Origin of the sequence: Acidithiobacillus marinus, assembly GCF_002847505.1 — a bacterium.
Classification (GTDB): Bacteria; Pseudomonadota; Gammaproteobacteria; order Acidithiobacillales; family Acidithiobacillaceae; genus Acidithiobacillus; species Acidithiobacillus marinus.
Window position 1 is genome coordinate 15,299 of record NZ_MXAV01000038.1, and the last position, 17,144, is coordinate 32,442.

Sequence of the window (17,144 nt, forward strand, 5' to 3'; positions counted from 1 at the left end):
GATCATTGACACCCCCGCAGTGCAATATTACCGGTCCCACTTTGTAGATGAACCCGAACAGCGTCGGATCGCGTGCCAAACTGATACTTATGTTCATCAATTCTCGTAGGGGGGAGGGGATAGCTTAGATCCAGATGCCCAATACCGGAGTCGATTGTGCCGTCCAGAGACTGTTTGCCCCGGAAGCAAACCGTTAAATCGCCCGTTCCTGTTTGTGCATTGATGTGCGTTCCGGCAGCAAGCACCCCCGCATGGAGATGAACGTCCCCCGTGCCCGAACCAACCCGCAAGAACTTGGTAGTCCCACGCCACTGCACAGACCCCGTGCCCTCTTTCAGAATCGTTCGGGCTCCGTCGATTTGCTGCACAGAGAGGGTGCCAGTGCCATTGGTCGCGCGAATATACGAAGAAGAGGCGTCAATTTTTGTTTGGCCCGTGCCGTCTTTGACGACAAGAGGCGTTGTCGCTTTGGGGTTCTGAAAGACAAAATGGCCGGTACCCAATTCGGCGCGCACAGGGAGATAGGCCGGAGCCTCAATGTGTACCGACACATGAATGCCGATGGCGCGGGAGACAAGATCATGTATCGGTGATCCGCCGTGGATAATCCAGCCCCAGATATCCTGGAAAAATTGTACCGTACCCACGTGCGTGGTGAAGTTTTCGCCAATACTCGCATGAATGGGCTGAACCTGGATCACGTTTCCGACGGTTTTTACGGCCACCATCGCGTCCTGAATGCGTTTCTGGATTGCTGCAGAATTTTCGGAGTTTCCTCGCACCTCCCATCGCACTTGCAGAGCGTTCCCCGGGGTGGTGACAATGGTGCAATTTTGAATGGGCAGTTTGATGTGCAAGCTCTGCCCGACGTGGGTTGCCAGTTCCCAATGCTGCTCTTTGAGGAGAGTGGTCGCGCCAAAAGCAGACGAAACCCCGAAAAGGAGGAGAAGGGAGAGGAATAGGTAACGATAGGTTTTTTCACATAGAGTCATCGGCCAGGTCCCTTTCATTGTCATATTCCCCCTACCTCATCTGCTCAAAACGATCATGCAGATCATAAGCAAGGTCTGTGCCAATTATGAGCGCCGATATCTCATTATAAATGGTAAGAGTTTTTCTTATTGGTTAGGAGATGGGAATCCCAATTATGGGAAATTCAGCGTTTTGTGTCCCGATATCAGGACGCCCCGCCGAGGGCCGGAAAGACTCTCGGGGATAGCCGGAGTTTTTGGGTGATTGGCACGATTATATGGCTGACTCGACCTCCGAGGTGTCGACTATCGTGGTTTTTACCACCTTCAGAACAGCCGTTCGCGGATGTTTTTTCTTCGCCAATACTTCTGCAAATCTCACGGTAGGTGAATCTTTTTGTCGAGTCCATTATGCCGGAAGTCCTTACAGACTGGACCCTTCAGGTTATTTTTCCATCACCTCATCGCGGAATGAGGGGCGGACGGAATCACTATTTCGGCGTGGCAACCTTGCCGATCATCACGATTTTTCAATGAAAGACGACCGCCATGCGCTTCGATGATTTCTCGTGCCAGCACCAAACCGATACCATTGCCGCCTGCTTTGGTGGTAAAAAAGGGCACAAATAAATTTTCTGACGGAGGAAGTCCTGGGCCTTCGTCCAGGACATCAATGGTTATTAGTCCTGACGCATCCTCAATCTGCCAGATTACCGATGTAACTCCGCCGGTTTCTGAGGCGGCCTGTACAGCATTGCGAAACAGATTTATTAGTGCCTGTTGTAGTTGCGTAGGATCAGCAGTAATGGTTCTGCTTTGCTGGCTCTTAGGGGCGAGGACGGTGGTGATTTGTTCTTCGCGGGCGAGGCGATCGATAAATCCCTCCAGTGGAAACTCCTTGACTTGTGGCGCAGGCAGGCGGGCGAGTTCTGCATATCGGAGAATAAAGCCCGATAGCGACTGAGCGCGTCGTTCAATCAACGCGAGCCCTTCTTCCATTCTGGTTTTGGATGTTCCATTAGGTTCAGGCTGCGAATAGGCGCTATTTTCTTGGCCGCCGTTTTGCTGCCGTAGTAAAATTTGGGCGGTCGCCTGGATCGGGCCCAAAGAATTGCTCATTTCGTGGACTAGAACACGGATGAGCCTCCGCCAATTGCGGCGCTCTTCATCGCGCTGTATTTGGTAAATGTTTGTGACTATTACCAGCGTATATACTTTGCCACTGCGGCGAAAGCGAGTCGCACGCACTTCCCAAGGGCCGGTTCCGCCAGGTAAGGTATTCCGGCATAGCACAGGCTTACCGATTGTGCACCACTCGACAATACCCAGACTGTGCGCACTACGACCTATCAGTTTTTCTATGGTTTGCTGAAATAATTCGGCGCCCGAGTCGTTGGCACCCACTATATGCAGTTCGGGATTGAATACCAGAATGCCGAGTTGAATAGCACCTAAGAGCTTTCCCAGTAGAGCATCGGATTCTATTCCGGATCGATGGATGCCTGCAAGTTCATCCGCTAGCATATTCAAAGCGTTGAGCATCTGACCTTCGGCACCTTGGGCAGAAATTGCTCGTAAGCTATAGTCCCCTTCCTGGAGACTCAACAACAAAGCCGACACTTGTCGAAAATGAGCTTTTAATTTTTGTATTGTCCAGAGCCCTCCTATCAGAGGCACCAGAATGGTTACCAAAAGGCATAACCCTATTAGCGGTGATAAGTATTTCAACTTGAAACAGATCCAGATAAGCAACCCCAGAGCGGGGACTGCACTGATCAGCACCATAAGGCCAATTCGCCATTCAAGTCCTGGGGTTTTCATGGCCCTCGGATTTTGGCGAGGAGGCGATAGAATGAACTGCGGGAAAGACCGAGACGGCGGGAAGCAAGCTCAGCATTTCCTGAAGATTCATGCCAGGCTTTCTGGACCAGATAACGCTCGGCCTGCTGCAGGGTCATTCTTTCCAGTGATGGGTTATTTTCTGCGGCAGGCAGATACAGATGTGCCGCACTGACAAGCTTACCCTTAGCCATCAGCGCCGCCCTCTCTATGGTGTGCTCTAACTCCCTGACGTTACCCGGCCAGGTGTATTGCAACAGAGCTATTTCCGCACTTTTTTCGAAACCTTCAATGTCCTTCTCAAAACGTTGCGCGGATTGGTTAAGGAACTGTTGCGCAAGTAGAAGAATATCCTCTGGACGTTCCCGTAGGGAGGGCATGTGGAGCTCGACGGTATTCACTCTATAATACAGGTCCTCCCGAAAAAGACCCTGGAGAATCTTGTCCTTTAGTACGGCATTGGTAGCGGTAATCACGCGCACATCAATAGGGATTGGATGCGTGCCTCCCACTCTTTCAACATAATTCGATTCCAGTACCGTCAGTAGCCGTCTTTGTAGTGACGGACTAGCGTTGCCCAGTTCGTCGAGAAACAAGGTACCCTTATGGGCGAGCTCAAAGCGGCCAGGTCGATCTTGACGCGCATCCGTAAAAGCACCGCGCACATGCCCGAATAACTCGCTCTCCATGAGGGTTTCCGGGAGAGCTCCCAAGTTCACTTGTACGAATGGCTGGTTAGCTCGCTGTGAATGCTGGGCAATAGTTCTTGCAAGCAGACCTTTGCCCGTTCCGCTTTCGCCTGTGATTAGTACGCTGACATCGCTCCCGGCAATATGTAACGCCATGTCCAGAACTTTTTGCATCTTGGGCGAATAGGTGGCTATTGGGGTGTGGGTTACCTTGCTATCCAGGCTCAGTAGGCTGCCCTGTCGTTGTACGCGGGACCGCAAGACCTGATGGCGTACTACTTGAGTCAGTCGATCGTTGTCCCACGGCTTTTCTAGGAAGTCCCTAGCGCCCAGTTGCAGTGCCCGAACGGCAAGTTCCGTATTCCCCCAACCGGTTAAAACGACAGCAGACATGTCGGGATAGGAATAAGCTAGCTTTTCCAATAGCTGCAGCCCTTCCCGACCAGAAGTCGTGTCCTGATTAAAGTTGAGATCGAGCAGAAGCACAGCATAGGCGTTTTGTTCGAGTAGCAGCAACAGCTCTGCAGGCGAAGCGGCGCAGGTGACCGAATACCCTTCAGCTTCCAACAGCCAGCACAAGCTGGAGCGGACGTCGGCTTGATCATCAGCCACCAAGAGGCTCGGAGTATCCTCAGAATGCATTATTTTGGCTCATCATAAGGGTTGTCTCATTGCTTTACTATCGGATGGCTTCTCCTGAAACGCAAATTATGTCATTCGGCATGGAGGATTCGCCACCGTAGCTTGAGGTCAAAAAGCAAATATCGTGCCACTATTATGAAATATTCACGCAACCAGATCATAATAAGCTTATCCTGCTGAGGATGAAAAATTAAGTTGTCGATTTACCATTCATGCCCAAATTTCTATATGCATGGCTCCATCTGTGCAAGAGGATGCGATGTCTGGCATATTGATGTCGAGTTTCTGCCCTATATCCGATTTTTGATGCAGAACAATTAGCCTGCGTGCCCTGATGGAATCCGCCGGAGGAACTCCTCATCTGCGATACGTCTTTGACGGACTAGAATTTTTCAGGCTTTTCTTCCGAGGTCTGACCTTTTTTGCTATCAATAGTTTATCCGCCTGCGCAACTCGTTTTGGGGTGCTTGAGAAAACGGAAAAAATCGTACGATAAGCTTCCTTTAAGCTAGCAGCTTTATGTCTTGGAGCCAGTCGGTATGTACTGGTACCCTTCGGCTGATCCCCGGAGCGAGGCAAGATAGATTGTTAGCAGCTTAAGGAATTGATCCTGTCCGACAGATTAATCGCTTGCCTCAACTTTGCCACCCAGTTCGGACGGTATCCGAGGCCTGCATTGCGCATGAGCCTGCACAGATAAGGATGAACCGGTATGGTCCGTAGATCGCCATGATGCTAGTCAAGGAGGTGCATGATGATGGATCCCGTTTCCTGTGTTGGTATTGACGTAGCGAAAGCCAAATTCGATGTTGCCCTGCTGAAACCCAATGGTAAATATCGCAGCAAGGTCTTTTCCAATAATCCTGAGGGGTTCCGGCAATTCCTGGATTGGTTGGAGAAGCAGGAGGCCCTCAAGGCTCACCTCTGCATGGAAACCACTGGCGCCTATGGCCGAAAAGCCTGGCGCGCTTTCTGGCGCAACAACAGTTACTGATCAGTGTGATGAATCCTGCCTTGATTCACGCCTTTGGTAAAACCGAGCTTTCCCGGGCTAAAACAGACAAAGCGGATGCCCGGCTCATTGCCCGCTATTGTCAGATGCACCGACCTGCCCCTTGGGTGCCACCGGCAGAAGCCATTGTGACTCTCCAGGCTTTGGTACAGCGTCTGGATGACCTTCTGGGTATGCAGAATATGGAAAACAATCGCCTCGAAATGGCAGAGCCTGCCGCTCGCGCGTCCATTGAAGCCCTTTTGCTTACCATCCATCAGCAAATTGACGTCGTCCGCCGACAAATCCAGGATCATATGGATGATCACCCGGACCTGAAATCCCAAAAGGCGCTCCTGCTGAGTATTCCCGGCATCGGCGAGGCTACCGCAGCTATGCTGCTGGCTTTCCTCAGTCCACTCACGCGCTTTCATTCCGCCAAACAGGTCGTCGCCTATGCGGGACTCAACCCGCGTATTCGTGAGTCGGGCCAGTGGGCCGGTAAAAGCCATATTGCCAAGGCAGGCAATGTTCTTCTACGCAAAGCGCTGTACCTGCCAGCCGTAGTGGCCAAGCGTTACAATCCAGCGATCGCCGCCTTTTGCGATCGGTTACTGTCACGGGGTAAATGTCCTATGCAGGTGATCATTGCCGCCATGCGCAAGCTCCTGCATATCGCCTATGGCGTCCTCAAATCCGGTCAGCCGTTCGACCCTGAAAAAGCTCTTGCATAGGTGTCATCAAGACGGTATCTGTCGGACTTTCCCTTTGCGTCGAATTATCATATAATTACTTATAATTCAATGTGATGAGTGATTTCATGACCCACTTCCTCGATGCTGACCGCAAGACCGATTATCTTCTGCCCCCCTCCATGGACGACTGGCTCCCGGAAGGGCACCTGGCCCGTTTTATTGTGGAAGTCATTGATCAGCTCGACCTCTCGCTACTGGTCCAACAATATGCGGGTCGTGGTCATAAGGCCTATCACCCGGCCACCCTCCTGGCGATTCTGGTCTACGGCTATGCCAACGGGGTCTTTTCCAGCCGTAAACTGGAACAAGCCACCTATGATTCCGTGGCTTTCCGTTACCTCGCGGCCGGTAGCCATCCAGATCACGATACCCTGGCCACCTTCCGTCGCCGTTTTCTGGGCGAACTGCAAGGATTGTTCGTGCAGGTCCTGGAACTGGCGCAGGAGATGAAACTGCTGAAGATCGGCCGGGTGTGTCTGGATGGCACCAAGATCCACGCCAACGCTTCCAAACATCAAGCCCTGTCCCATGGGCATATCGAACAGATGGAGCGCCATCTCCAGGCTGAAGTACAGGAACTCTTTGCCCTGGCAGAACAAGCGGATCAGTCCGGGATTCCCGAAGGCGTGAATCTGCCCGAAGAGATCCAGCGCCGAGAAGACCGGTTGGCCGTGATGGCAGCGGCCAAGGCGAAGATTGCCGAGCGGGCACAGGCCCGTTATGCCAAAGAGAAAGCGCAGTACGACACGCAAATGGCGCGCCGTGCAGAACGTGACCCTGGGACAAAAGCCCCGAGGCAAAGCCCCCCAGGCACCGGACCCGGCGCCTAAAGCGCAAGACCAGATCAATCTCACCGATGAAGAATCCCGCATCATGCCGGTCTCAGGCGGTGGCTTTGAACAAACCTATAATGCCCAGGCCGCCGTAGATGACCAGACGATGCTGGTGGTAGCCACCGGAGTCAGTCAGGCCCCCAATGACAAGGAACAGGTCATCCCCATGCTGGAAACCCTCCAGGCACAAACAGCGCAACTGGGGCCCATAGAAGCGCTGGTGGCCGATACGGGTTACTGCAGCGAAAAGAATGTGGAAGCCTGCGAAGCGCTGGGGATTACCCCATTCATTGCCGTGGCCCGAGAAGAACACCATCCCGACTGGCGGCAACGGCATACAGAACCGGAAGCCCTCCCCGAAAATGCGACCCGGATGCAGGCGATGATGCATCGTCTGAAGACGCAGGCAGGCCGAAGCGTTTACCGTCTGCGCAAACAAACGGTAGAACCGGTCTTCGGGATTATCAAATCGGTGATGGGATTCCGGCAGTTCTCCTTGCGCGGCCTGCGTCAGGTTCAGGGAGAATGGAGTCTGGTCTGCCTGGCGTGGAACATAAAACGCATGGCCGTATTGCGTCTGTAGGACAGGAAAATGCAGATAAACCGCAAAAAACAGGGCAATAATGACCAAAAAAGACTCAAAACGAGCGATTTCAAAAAATTCGTGGCAAAATTTGGCAGTAGCCTGAGGTTAAAACCGACGGGCTGCTAGTAAACAATGGGGGGTCAGGTTTTTTGGTGGTTCACTGGTGAATGGCTGACAATAATATTCTATCAGAGACGCCGCCCTGCACAAAGGAAGGTTTGCGCGATAGTCGGTAGCCCTCTTTTTTACTGATCTCAAACGTAGCAAAATCTAATTCCAGAATGAAAACGATTGGTAAGTGGAATCTGCCTACTGGTCGGTCTTCACCGCATAAACGTAGGACCTACAGCACTAACGTACGATTTTTTCCGAATTCTGAGGGGACCCCAACGTGAGCTTATCCGGGAACGGGTTCTCTCTGGCTTAGCCAACGCACGTGCCAAAGGAAAACGCCTGGATCGGCCCTGCGCGACCATGTGGCAAAAGGACAAGGTCTGTCTCTGATCAAGCAGTGCGTAACCTACCAAGCGGCGGCTAAGCAATCAGGGGTAATTGTTTCCACGATGCTGCGTGCTCACAGAAAAACTCGGGCCGCTTGACCGTCGCAAATCAGGTTGGTGGGGCCAGCCCTCGAAATGGTTCACTCTCCTACGGACAGACCGCGCTGATAATCACCACAAACCTCTTCTTCGGAGAATGGGTGAAGATATTCGGGGACGCCAAAATGACCAAGGCGCTTCTCTTTTTAAACGCTATTGGCATTCCGTCACCAGCCGAAGTAATAGCAAATAAAATTATTCAGTTAAACAGTATGGTTGCACATCAAACTTAAAACCGCTTTAATAAGCAAGAGGGGCTCCAGCGATACCTTGGCGAATACGCTTCAGGTCCGGCGTGGTTTGGAGCTTCAGTTGCTTACGATGCGATAGGAACGAGCGATAAATGAAAACACTTTACCTTCATGCCGGTGGCAGCAAGACGGGCTCCAGCGCCTTGCAGGTTTTCTTTTCGCAGTATGCCCGTGCTCTGGAGCAACAGGGTATTGCCTATAAAAACAATTCAGAAGTGAGGCATGAATATCAAATCACATCAGGAAACGGCTATGCTCTATTTGAATTGCTTGTCTCCGCATCAAGCAATGATTGTATCAATGAAATCATTATGAGTTATTTTGGAACCTGCAATTGCGCCATTATATCCAGTGAGTATATGCAGCATTTAGATGCTAAACAGGTCTACAGACTAATGTCTGCGACATTTAATTTGGGGATACAATTAGAGTTGATATACTTTGTGCGCAGTGTCATCCCTTTTGTCTGTTCTGCCTATGACCAGGTCATAAAACGGCATGGCGAATGGCGATCAATAGACGACTGGATCCCAGATTTAAGTACGCTTGATCATATTGAGTTTTTGAAGCGTGTGTCTGGCATTATTCCCAGTACGAACATTCACGTGTTTAACTACGACAGCATAAGCGAGCACCTTGTCGATACGGTGCTTCAAGTGCTTAAAATTGTAGATAAAATTAAAACTGACGTGCGACATAAGCAGAGAAGAGTAAACCGGTCGTTGACGAATCAAGAACGCAACTATCTGCGTGACTTTAACAGACGATATGGCGGCCAATTTTCACAAGAGGTATCAGATAGGCTGATCTATATAAAACCTGAGTATTGTTCAGAAACACCGCGAATTTCTGATCACTCGGTAAGCATTCTCGAGGAAAAGTTTCAAGCCGACATTGCGTGGGTGAATCAAACCTTCTTGGGCGAGAAAGATGGCATATCTATATATTCCAGCCATAGTGCAATGAGGGGAATACATCGAGGTATCATCTCGGCTAATGAACTTGAACAAAACGAGATACACAACTTTGTGCTGGAATGGTCCATCGAGCGTATTAAATCGCTTCAGAAGGAGCTCGATGACGTTTATCGGTCGCGTTCTTTTCGGTTAACGTACCCGCTGAGGCGGATCTGGAGATTGATACACTGCATTAATATTGTTCAAAGAAAGAAAAAATATGAGGGGAAGCTTCCTGAATGTCAAACAGCGCCTGAGATTGATCATTTTCAGTAGTGATCAGCGTCAGGATTGTCTGCCCAAAACCAGGCTCATATCTGGAGATTCTTACAACTATTCAGTTGGCTATTGTCAGCTTTTCATGGCACAGGGCGGTAAAGTCATGATGATGGCAATGGATAATGGATGGCGCCGAATTATACTGAGCAATAGCCAAACTGGCGTTGTAGAAGTACTTCTCACGAACACCAAGCTTTCATGACGAATGTTAGCCCCTAAAATCGGGATTCAGGTCATTTTGCTACGGATTTTGTAGTAAACGGCGTTTTTATGGCCATATTTCCATGGTTTTCCGCTTACCCCCCAGGGCTCCGTCAAGCTCGCCAGATATAGTAGCAGAGGTTTTCGCCACTGATTTTAATGGTGGTTTGAAGGGGCTATAGTTGGTGGAAATGCGGCATTTTCAGGCGATTTTGGGTGCAGAATCGTGAATGGGGTGGCTGACGGACGCAGCTCGCCCTCCGGAGCTATTCTCGGATAGGTAAACCCCGTGGTGGCGCCTCAGTATCCGAGTTGGCGGAGCGTTTTGTGCGCGCTGGCGGCGAAATCCCGGCACGCTTTGGCGATATTCTTGACGCCAGTGAGACGCATAATGCTCATGGCCAGTTCGCGCAAGGTCGCCATCATATGGGGACCGTTCTGGGTACGGACTTGGGAGAGGTCCTCGTGGAAAGTCACATCGCGGACATGATGGTTCCGGTTTTCAATTTCCCAGTGACCACGGGCCAAGCCCAACAGATTTTCGGGCGTGGCACGATCCGGGGTCAGGCTGGTGAGTCCGAAGGCATAATCATCCCGAATCGTGCCCTCTTTGCTGTTGATGGTGGAGCGTTGGATCAGGAAAGCTTGTCCGACATGCGGAAAATGGAGGCCGGTTGCCCGGGTGGCGACGATGATTTTGCGGTATTCAAAGCGGCCATGCCCGACCTCTGTGGTTTCAGCGTTGAGGGGGAAAATCGCCCCAAGGGAGGCACGTCAGACGGTCGCGGAGTTTTCGTTGATTGCCTTTGACGGCGGTGAAGAGATAATCGGCTTTCTTGTCTTCGACGAGGAAGCGGGCGGTCTCCCGCTGGGTATGCAGGGCATCGGCGGTGACGACCTTGCCCGCGATGTTGACGTCCTGGAGCAGGTTGCGCAGTTCTGGAATTTCGTTGGTTTTCCGGGCGATTTCTTTTTGCGCGATGGTGGCCCCCTGTCCATGCAGGAACGCGCTGAGCAGATGCACCTGAGCGCCGTCTGCGCGTGCGGCCCCTTTGAGGACTTTGCCATCGACGGCCACCGCTTCAAAGCCCGCCGTACCCAGTAGCCAGGCGCCGATCGCCGCATCCAGCGCCTCCACATCGGCCCCTTGCAAGACGCGCCGGATGGTCGGTTCGGAGGGGGCGAGGTAGCGCTTGGTTTTGGGATCGAATCGGGCGCGGATGCGCTTCAATTGAGCCTGGGTCAAGCGACCGCCCCACTCGGCGATGGCGGCATAACTTTCGGCCCGCGTCAGGACAGCGGCCACGGCCACCGTCAGGATGGCCGGGAGGGGATGCTGCTTGCCTAGTTTGCTGCGGGTATCGGGAAGGCGGAAAAAGATTTGGCGCAAGCCTTCCATTTGCGCGTCGCTCAACGTCACGGTTTGCATGGGGGTATGGGTCCATTCGAGTTGGGGCTGCGGCTGGGCCAACCAGGCCCGCGCCTGTGGATGGAGAGGAAAGAGCAGAAGACGTTTAGGTTGGCCGTGGTGGACATAGCCACCACCGGGACGGCGGGCGAAGCCCTTGGTTCCGCCGACATCCACCCAGTTGGCGGCCCGGTAGCAGGCACCGGTAAAACGGGGGGATTCCACAAAGGTCTCAGCCAGCACGATGGGATGCCCATAGACGGATTGCCAGTCCGCAGAGAGCCTGTGCAGGTTCAGCGCCAGAATACGGGACGCCAGATTCGGGAAGGATTCTCCGGGCAGGATCAGAAAACGGGCATTGTTGGCGATGAGATGCAAGCGCTGGCGGCGCAAGATCCAGGACCAGCCGATCCACCGATCCCGCGCCTGGCATTGAAAAGCGGCGGCATGCCAGCCCAGTAACGCTACCCAGCGACCATCGAGCGTAGCCACATAGCGCAGGTTACGGCCCGCCAAGGTGCGAAAGCCCCGGTAGTGATACGTTTGCATCAGCGTATTCCAGCGTTCCCGCTCCGTGGGCAGGATGGGTCGCACCTGAACACGGTGCAGGCTGGCTTGCTGGTTTTCGGTGAGAGTTGGGACTTCCATGCGGCAAAAGTTACCGCATTCATCCTGAGAAGTCCAGAAAAACCCTTTGTGCTACTCCATCAGCAGCTTAGATGGAAGGTTGACAGGGCCCTGGCTTACCCCCAGATTGCTCTGACGACGTTTCGCAGGGTTCCAGTCAGCGCGCCCCTTTTCTTTGGTCTGCTCTTTGCCTTCCCATGAAAAATGCTACTTGGGTACGGGGATCAGTGTGGCATCAATGATCAGTAACGATCCCAAAGCCGGTTGTTTGCTGGGTCACTTAATTATACTCTAGATAGAATTCTTTTTGAGAGCGCGGCGTTGCCGTATGGCCTCTTTTTTTAATAACCAAACATATGGCGCTAAATTTTCTTCTTTTACATGCTTATAAACTACTGTTATTAATGTATGGACTGCCAAGTCAACTCTTTTCTCATCTAGATTGATTAGTGATTTCATTATTGGGAAAAGAGATTCGTCAGGAAACTCTTTAATGGCTTTGTTGATCAATTTCTTTGCCTTGTTACTTTGATTTGTGTTTCTGTACGATGACGCCAAGCAAAAATACACGTGAATCTTTTCTTCTGGTAAAAGGCTTCCAGATAGAGCGGATAGGTAATGCCTTATCGCATCAAATTCTTTACCAGCTTTATCAAGAGCAAACCCCAGTTCCATTGCGATATGTTCGTCATATCCATTATCAAGAGCCTTATAAAGATCAGCTATAGAGGGTTTTTTATTAAAACCACTCGGTTCTCTGGAGATGTTTTCATGCTCTTTGTCTAGTGACATATCATTCACCTTTTAAAGGATTACAGGCTTTTTTCCACGGTTTGTCAGAAAAAAGGCGGCTTTTAGAGGCCGGGCGGGTGGTGCTCACCTCCAGTTTGACTACGTGCAATCTGAGCGAAGGGCTAGGCATCAGTTTCAATAGGGGATCCACGAACGATTGCTCCACTGCCGAGAATGTCGGCAAACAGCCCGCCACGATGAACCCAGTGCTTTATGACCGCAGCAGGGGTAAGAGACCCACTACTTAAATGATTACCAAGAAGGGCGCATGGTTCGCACAGTTCAACGCCGCGCAGCCTGACATTTCCAATTGAGAACTCAACATTCACCAGATCGTTTAACCTCACTCCTCTGGTTACAAGGTTTCGGCGCGTCAGTGAAAAATCAGTGCTGCGAGAGAACAGAGCGCAGAAGCGTTCAATTTCTTCAGCTTCGACCAATGTGATGTTCTGACCCTGTTGGGTATGTTTCCCAAAGTTCCGGTCACCTAAAATTCCCATTCCGTCTTGAACAGCGATGTGTTGGCGCTCTACTTGATCCGCGCCGCGTTCTGGACTGATGAAAATGCGTTCAACGATCACCGCTTACTCCTCGCCTAACGGTTGTTGCGAAATGTTGGACGGCATTATCACTATCCCTCAACGCCGGCCATGCGCAGAATTTCCTGGGCTGGTGTGGACACAAGCTCGGTTGCAGTAAGCCCAGTAGACTGAAAAGCTTTGTCAGCAAGGTAGGTGCCCGCTTTATAGCCGATCCATTTGCGACCGTCTGGGTGCTGGAACATCCAATGCTGGTATGGTGCGTCGGCTTGCAGGCTGAGAAGCTCTTGGACCCATATTGATGCTTGTTCGGGATAGGCGCCCCAAAGTGGCGTTATTCCCGTAATGTCGCGCTGGAATGCCGTGGCCAAACCTTCGCTCACAACGGCCTCCAGCATACTGTACGGGCGCTGGGGGTTCTCTTCGATGACCCAGCCGCGTGTGAGGTGATGGCACTCGTGGGCAAGCATTGCAATCAGGTGCTTTTGTGCAACTGCGGCGATACCACCAGAATGATGAGGATCTACAACCCAGATGATTCTGTCCAATGAAACTGCCATACCGAGAGAACCGACTTCGGGGATGACGCGGCTACCGGTTTGAGCAGCGAACTCGATCATCGCAGGCAATAACGGTAGAGCCGAGCGAATCTTCGGCTCAGCATCCGTGCAGATGCTATGAATGACACGCCGATCGTCCGCTGGGAAATGGCGCTGGTCATCCGAGTCCAAAAACAAGCAATCAATCACTTCGGCTCCATTTTATGCTTTAAGCTTGAGATGCCACGCTGCACCTTGATGAACTGCGTGCAAAATACCGAAACACCAACCGCTCCAGTTACTACGATGATAAATGCCGTGCCTGAAATGTGCGAACCCATACGCACCGACTCGGAGATGGTGATTCCGACCGGAATTGCGGCTACGTTAAGCAGACTTGGTTTTATGCGGCCCATAAGGCGAAAGAACGCAGCCATGATAATAGTGGCTGCCAGACATATAGCGAACGTAAGTGCCAAAGCTTTTATGTCATACATTGATGGTTCCCGTAACGCCTAACATGGGGTGCTCTTCTGTAAGTTGTGGACCAGACACAACGCACCATTGCATCTCTTGGGCATTTCCTCCAATATCAGTAATGTACTGATTCTCGTCATACCCGGCAAGCCGAAAAACCGGGTATTATGAGGCATTACAAACGTTGTGGAGACTTGTCCGTGTCTGAATCTTGAAAAAGTACCCTCCCGAATGCCCCAAAAACCCCAGAAGGCACCTTGGCAACTGGGCATTTTGGGGACAAACGCCAGTGTTGGCTGTACCCGCCCAATGGACAACGCTCTCCATGATCTCGGCGATTTCTCCGCAGGGTAAATTGCTTTCCAGACTGTCGATGGCAGCAGGGAGCGGAGGGTTTCATCACTTTTCTCACCGCCTTGATTCAGAGCGCGCCCCAGAAAATCTATCTAGTCGTCGATAATCTGCGGGTGCATCATGCCAAGGTGGTAACGGCCTGACGTCGGTTATAACGGCCTGATTAATAAAGCAGTGACGTGATGTTAGATCCCTTCAGGAAACGGAATTTGGAGTACGTTTCAGTTTCGATGAGCCTTTTCATGATTGATGTACCCCGATACGAAGGTCTGGGGAGCTGGAATTGCCTGATTCGTACTAATGGGCGGAAACACCCGACTCAGAACATCTTGACAGGACTATATTTGCAGTGCACTCTGTTTTTCAAAGTGCACTGCTTTATGATTCGAGGCGATATTATGCAAGAAGATAATCCCAATCCAAGCGATGTCATCCAGACGGCACAACTTCGCCAGCAACACAAAATCATCCGGATGCAGATCAGTTACTGGCTGTTCTTCGGTATCCTGTGGCTATTTGCCAGCGTCGCGAATCTGCTCCTCGCAAACGCCCATTATTCTTATTTAACCCTTATTCCCTGGCTGTTGTTTAGCGGTTTCATGTTTTTCCAGCCATACCTGATACCCTCAGCTAAGGGCCGTGCAGGATTAACAAGCAGTCGGGAGATCCAGTCTATCTGGAATTTTTGTATCGCTGGTATATGGATATCAGGATTGTTGCTTCCAGCGAGCAAAATTTTACCCGGACAATTTGAAATTCCTTTAGTGCTGTGGTGGATAAGCATCGGAACCTATGCAACAGGTGTGTTATCAAAAAGCCCTAACCTCAGATACGTTGGTTTTTTATGGTTTTTAGGAGGCACAGCCGCCTTCTATCTCACCATAAAAGAGCAATGGATTCTTCTGATAGGCGTTGGAGTCATGAGCAGCATGAGCGCCGTACTGATGCTCTCCAGAAAACTACAAGCGCTCTAAAATGCAGTTCACCTTACCGGAGATCGACAATCTCATCCACGCACCCATCCGTCTGGCAGTGATGACTGTCCTGAATGAGGTGGAATGGGCAGACTTTAAATGGTTACAAGATATTACCCAAGCCAGCGATGGCAATCTTGCCAGCCATCTGCGTACTCTTGAGAATGCTCGCTATATTCAAGTTGATAAAACTTTCCAGGGGCGACGACCGCAAACACGTTATGCCATTTCTGATCTTGGCCGAAGCGCTTATCTACACTACCTGTCCGAAATGGACTCTTTTTTGACAAGGAAGGGAAATGCGCGACAGTGAATATTTACTCAATCTTAATTGTATTAGCAAAAAATACTCGTCAGTTAAAGCGCTTGATGAAATTGATTTGAATATCGCGCATGGCGAGGTTCTTGCGCTGCTTGGGGAGAATGGTGCCGGAAAGACCACTACCATCAGCATCGCGCTGGGATTTATAAGGCCAGACTCCGGGTCGGCGAAAATATTAGGTGAAAATCCACTCAACCTTTCTATAGCTGCTCGTTCGCGGATCGGTTTCATGTTTCAGGACCAGGAGCGCTCGCTACCATCTTCGTTGAGCGTAAAGGAGATCATAACGCAAACCTGTGGCTATTACCGGCACCATGAAAGCTTGGAACGCTGTGCAGAGATTGCGGGAATGTCTGACGTTTTGTCCAAAAGGTACAAAGAGCTGTCTGGGGGTCAGAAGCGAAGCATGCAATTCGCCATGGCTATCTGTGGCCATCCGGAGTTGATTTTCCTGGATGAGCCAACCGTAGGAATAGACGTTCGCACTCGTCAGCGTATCTGGAAACATCTACGCGAGTTGAAAAAACGGGGAACGAGTATTCTGCTGACAACCCATTATTTGGAAGAAGCCGAAGCTCTCGCCGATCGGGTTGTGGTGTTGGATTCTGGACGAATTATTTACTCCGGCGGGATTTCCAGCATTATAGGTGCGGAATCGCCAACAATCATCACCTGTTACACAACAATTGCGATTGAATGCCTCAAATCCCACCGTGATGTAGTTTCTGTAGAGCAAATGGAGGCCGGAGTCATGATCGTGACAAAGAACTCTGATGCGCTCTTGCGCTGGCTATTTCAGCATGACGAGAACCTCGCCAATATCGCTCTGCGCAAAGGTAGCCTGGCAGATCTCTTTTTGGGACTCACACAGAACGAGCGGGAAGGACGGGACGGAGGTGAATCATGATACGGGTCTATTTCAAGGAGGCAGGTTGGGAGCTGCTCGGAACATTCAGGGAATATGGCTACGTTATTCCCATCGTTTTGTTTCCATCTTGGCTCTTCGTCAGATTGAGTGGGTAGGGGGTAGAATGCTGTGGAGCGGTCGTGCCCTGAATTGGAGTTAGCTGATGGTCCCTGAAGAGCTGTTTTCTCTCGCGTTAGGATTGGTTCCGCCGTGGTTGGTGGATCATGTGACTTTCACGGTGGAGGAGAAACGCCTGGATCTGCACATCAACTTTCCCAAGGGTAGTCGCTTTGCTTGCTCCGTCTGTGGTGAGGAGTGTCCGGTACATGATACCCGTGACCATACTTGGCGGCACATGGATTTCTTCCAGCATGAAGCCTATCTCCATGCCCGCGTACCTCGTGTGAAGTGCCAGGAGCATGGAGTGCATCAGATATCTGTTCCCTGGGCACGGGAAGGCTCGCATTTCACCCTGCTCTTCGAAGCGCTGATCATGACCCTGGTGCGGGAGATGCCGGTATTGACCGTAGCCCGCCTAGTCGGCGAGACCGACACGCTCCTGTGGCGGGTGATTGACCACTATGTGCCAGAAGCCCGTACCAGAGTGGATATG

The 17,144-nt window shown here is 51.3% G+C and carries 16 protein-coding genes and 2 pseudogenes; 9 read left to right on the top strand and 9 right to left on the bottom strand.

Features of this window, described 5'->3' with window-relative positions; translation table 11 throughout:
• Positions 1-2 precede the first annotated feature (2 nt).
• The 3 genes from B1757_RS10355 to B1757_RS10365 form a co-directional block, all read right to left on the bottom strand.
• On the bottom strand, positions 3-1,010 hold the full coding sequence (locus B1757_RS10355; protein ID WP_143484244.1) for a DUF4097 family beta strand repeat-containing protein: 1,008 nt from the start codon (positions 1,008-1,010) through the stop codon (positions 3-5).
• Between the two features lie 417 nt (positions 1,011-1,427).
• On the bottom strand, positions 1,428-2,792 hold the full coding sequence (locus tag B1757_RS10360) for a sensor histidine kinase (RefSeq protein WP_101538244.1): 1,365 nt from the start codon (positions 2,790-2,792) through the stop codon (positions 1,428-1,430).
• Positions 2,789-4,141 (bottom strand): sigma-54-dependent transcriptional regulator, encoded by a 1,353-nt coding sequence (locus tag B1757_RS10365; protein ID WP_101538245.1) that lies wholly within the window; start codon positions 4,139-4,141, stop codon positions 2,789-2,791. Before B1757_RS10365 ends, B1757_RS10360 begins: the two co-directional genes overlap by 4 nt.
• A gap of 751 nt (positions 4,142-4,892) precedes the next feature.
• On the opposite strand from B1757_RS10365, the gene B1757_RS15575 reads away from it, so the two are divergent.
• The 5 genes and pseudogenes from B1757_RS15575 to B1757_RS10385 all read left to right on the top strand — a co-directional run bounded on the left by B1757_RS15575 (position 4,893) and on the right by B1757_RS10385 (position 9,388).
• On the top strand, positions 4,893-5,135 hold the full coding sequence (locus B1757_RS15575; RefSeq protein ID WP_216360855.1) for an IS110 family transposase: 243 nt from the start codon (positions 4,893-4,895) through the stop codon (positions 5,133-5,135).
• 8 nt (positions 5,136-5,143) lie between these two features.
• Positions 5,144-5,866 carry an IS110 family RNA-guided transposase gene (locus B1757_RS10370; protein ID WP_253253810.1) on the top strand — a complete coding sequence of 241 codons (723 nt, stop codon included), beginning with the start codon at positions 5,144-5,146 and terminating at the stop codon, positions 5,864-5,866.
• Between the two features lie 86 nt (positions 5,867-5,952).
• A pseudogene (locus B1757_RS10375) lies at positions 5,953-7,303 on the top strand (IS1182 family transposase).
• 610 nt (positions 7,304-7,913) lie between these two features.
• Positions 7,914-8,048, top strand: a pseudogene (locus B1757_RS15820) (ATP-binding protein); the annotation flags it as partial.
• Positions 8,049-8,248: 200 nt separating this feature from the next.
• Positions 8,249-9,388 (top strand): hypothetical protein, encoded by a 1,140-nt coding sequence (locus tag B1757_RS10385; RefSeq protein WP_101538247.1) that lies wholly within the window; start codon positions 8,249-8,251, stop codon positions 9,386-9,388.
• 504 nt (positions 9,389-9,892) lie between these two features.
• Here the strand turns inward: B1757_RS10385 and B1757_RS16100 are convergent.
• The 6 genes from B1757_RS16100 to B1757_RS10415 form a co-directional block, all read right to left on the bottom strand.
• A complete protein-coding gene (locus tag B1757_RS16100; RefSeq protein ID WP_140391020.1) occupies positions 9,893-10,348 on the bottom strand; it encodes an ISAs1 family transposase in 456 nt (151 codons plus the stop codon).
• Positions 10,329-11,648 (bottom strand): ISAs1 family transposase, encoded by a 1,320-nt coding sequence (locus tag B1757_RS10395; RefSeq protein WP_101537397.1) that lies wholly within the window; start codon positions 11,646-11,648, stop codon positions 10,329-10,331. The genes B1757_RS16100 and B1757_RS10395 overlap by 20 nt, the downstream gene beginning before the upstream one ends.
• Before the next feature lie 270 nt (positions 11,649-11,918).
• Positions 11,919-12,419, bottom strand: coding sequence for a tetratricopeptide repeat protein (locus B1757_RS10400; protein ID WP_101538248.1), 501 nt, complete (start codon positions 12,417-12,419; stop codon positions 11,919-11,921).
• A gap of 122 nt (positions 12,420-12,541) precedes the next feature.
• Complete coding sequence (locus tag B1757_RS10405; RefSeq protein ID WP_101538249.1) at positions 12,542-13,000, bottom strand: MOSC domain-containing protein; 459 nt, start codon at positions 12,998-13,000, stop codon at positions 12,542-12,544.
• A gap of 50 nt (positions 13,001-13,050) precedes the next feature.
• Positions 13,051-13,707: a DUF2268 domain-containing putative Zn-dependent protease gene (locus B1757_RS10410; protein WP_101538250.1), complete on the bottom strand. Its 657-nt coding sequence runs from the start codon at positions 13,705-13,707 to the stop codon at positions 13,051-13,053.
• Complete coding sequence (locus tag B1757_RS10415) at positions 13,704-13,994, bottom strand: hypothetical protein (protein ID WP_101538251.1); 291 nt, start codon at positions 13,992-13,994, stop codon at positions 13,704-13,706. Before B1757_RS10415 ends, B1757_RS10410 begins: the two co-directional genes overlap by 4 nt.
• Positions 13,995-14,570: 576 nt before the next feature.
• Here B1757_RS10415 and B1757_RS10425 point away from each other — a divergent pair.
• From B1757_RS10425 to B1757_RS10440, 4 genes are all read left to right on the top strand, one after another.
• A complete protein-coding gene (locus B1757_RS10425; protein ID WP_143484245.1) occupies positions 14,571-15,302 on the top strand; it encodes a hypothetical protein in 732 nt (243 codons plus the stop codon).
• 1 nt (position 15,303) lies between these two features.
• Positions 15,304-15,615: a winged helix-turn-helix domain-containing protein gene (locus B1757_RS10430; protein WP_101538253.1), complete on the top strand. Its 312-nt coding sequence runs from the start codon at positions 15,304-15,306 to the stop codon at positions 15,613-15,615.
• Positions 15,602-16,531, top strand: a complete 930-nt coding sequence (locus B1757_RS10435) for an ABC transporter ATP-binding protein (RefSeq protein ID WP_101538254.1) — start codon at positions 15,602-15,604, stop codon at positions 16,529-16,531. The genes B1757_RS10430 and B1757_RS10435 overlap by 14 nt, the downstream gene beginning before the upstream one ends.
• A 163-nt stretch (positions 16,532-16,694) precedes the next feature.
• Positions 16,695-17,144, top strand: a 450-nt coding sequence (locus tag B1757_RS10440; RefSeq protein ID WP_143484221.1) for a helix-turn-helix domain-containing protein, incomplete at its 3' end; no start/stop codon positions are given.

Coding starts and splice junctions, on each gene's coding strand:
- B1757_RS10355 (WP_143484244.1), bottom strand. CDS start 1,010: ATGAAAGGGACCTGGCCGATGACTCTATGTGAAAAAACCTATCGTTAC.
- B1757_RS10360 (WP_101538244.1), bottom strand. CDS start 2,792: ATGAAAACCCCAGGACTTGAATGGCGAATTGGCCTTATGGTGCTGATC.
- B1757_RS10365 (WP_101538245.1), bottom strand. CDS start 4,141: ATGCATTCTGAGGATACTCCGAGCCTCTTGGTGGCTGATGATCAAGCC.
- B1757_RS15575 (WP_216360855.1), top strand. CDS start 4,893: ATGATGATGGATCCCGTTTCCTGTGTTGGTATTGACGTAGCGAAAGCC.
- B1757_RS10370 (WP_253253810.1), top strand. CDS start 5,144: ATGAATCCTGCCTTGATTCACGCCTTTGGTAAAACCGAGCTTTCCCGG.
- B1757_RS10385 (WP_101538247.1), top strand. CDS start 8,249: ATGAAAACACTTTACCTTCATGCCGGTGGCAGCAAGACGGGCTCCAGC.
- B1757_RS10395 (WP_101537397.1), bottom strand. CDS start 11,648: ATGGAAGTCCCAACTCTCACCGAAAACCAGCAAGCCAGCCTGCACCGT.
- B1757_RS10400 (WP_101538248.1), bottom strand. CDS start 12,419: ATGTCACTAGACAAAGAGCATGAAAACATCTCCAGAGAACCGAGTGGT.
- B1757_RS10415 (WP_101538251.1), bottom strand. CDS start 13,994: ATGTATGACATAAAAGCTTTGGCACTTACGTTCGCTATATGTCTGGCA.
- B1757_RS10425 (WP_143484245.1), top strand. CDS start 14,571: ATGATTGATGTACCCCGATACGAAGGTCTGGGGAGCTGGAATTGCCTG.
- B1757_RS10430 (WP_101538253.1), top strand. CDS start 15,304: ATGCAGTTCACCTTACCGGAGATCGACAATCTCATCCACGCACCCATC.
- B1757_RS10435 (WP_101538254.1), top strand. CDS start 15,602: ATGCGCGACAGTGAATATTTACTCAATCTTAATTGTATTAGCAAAAAA.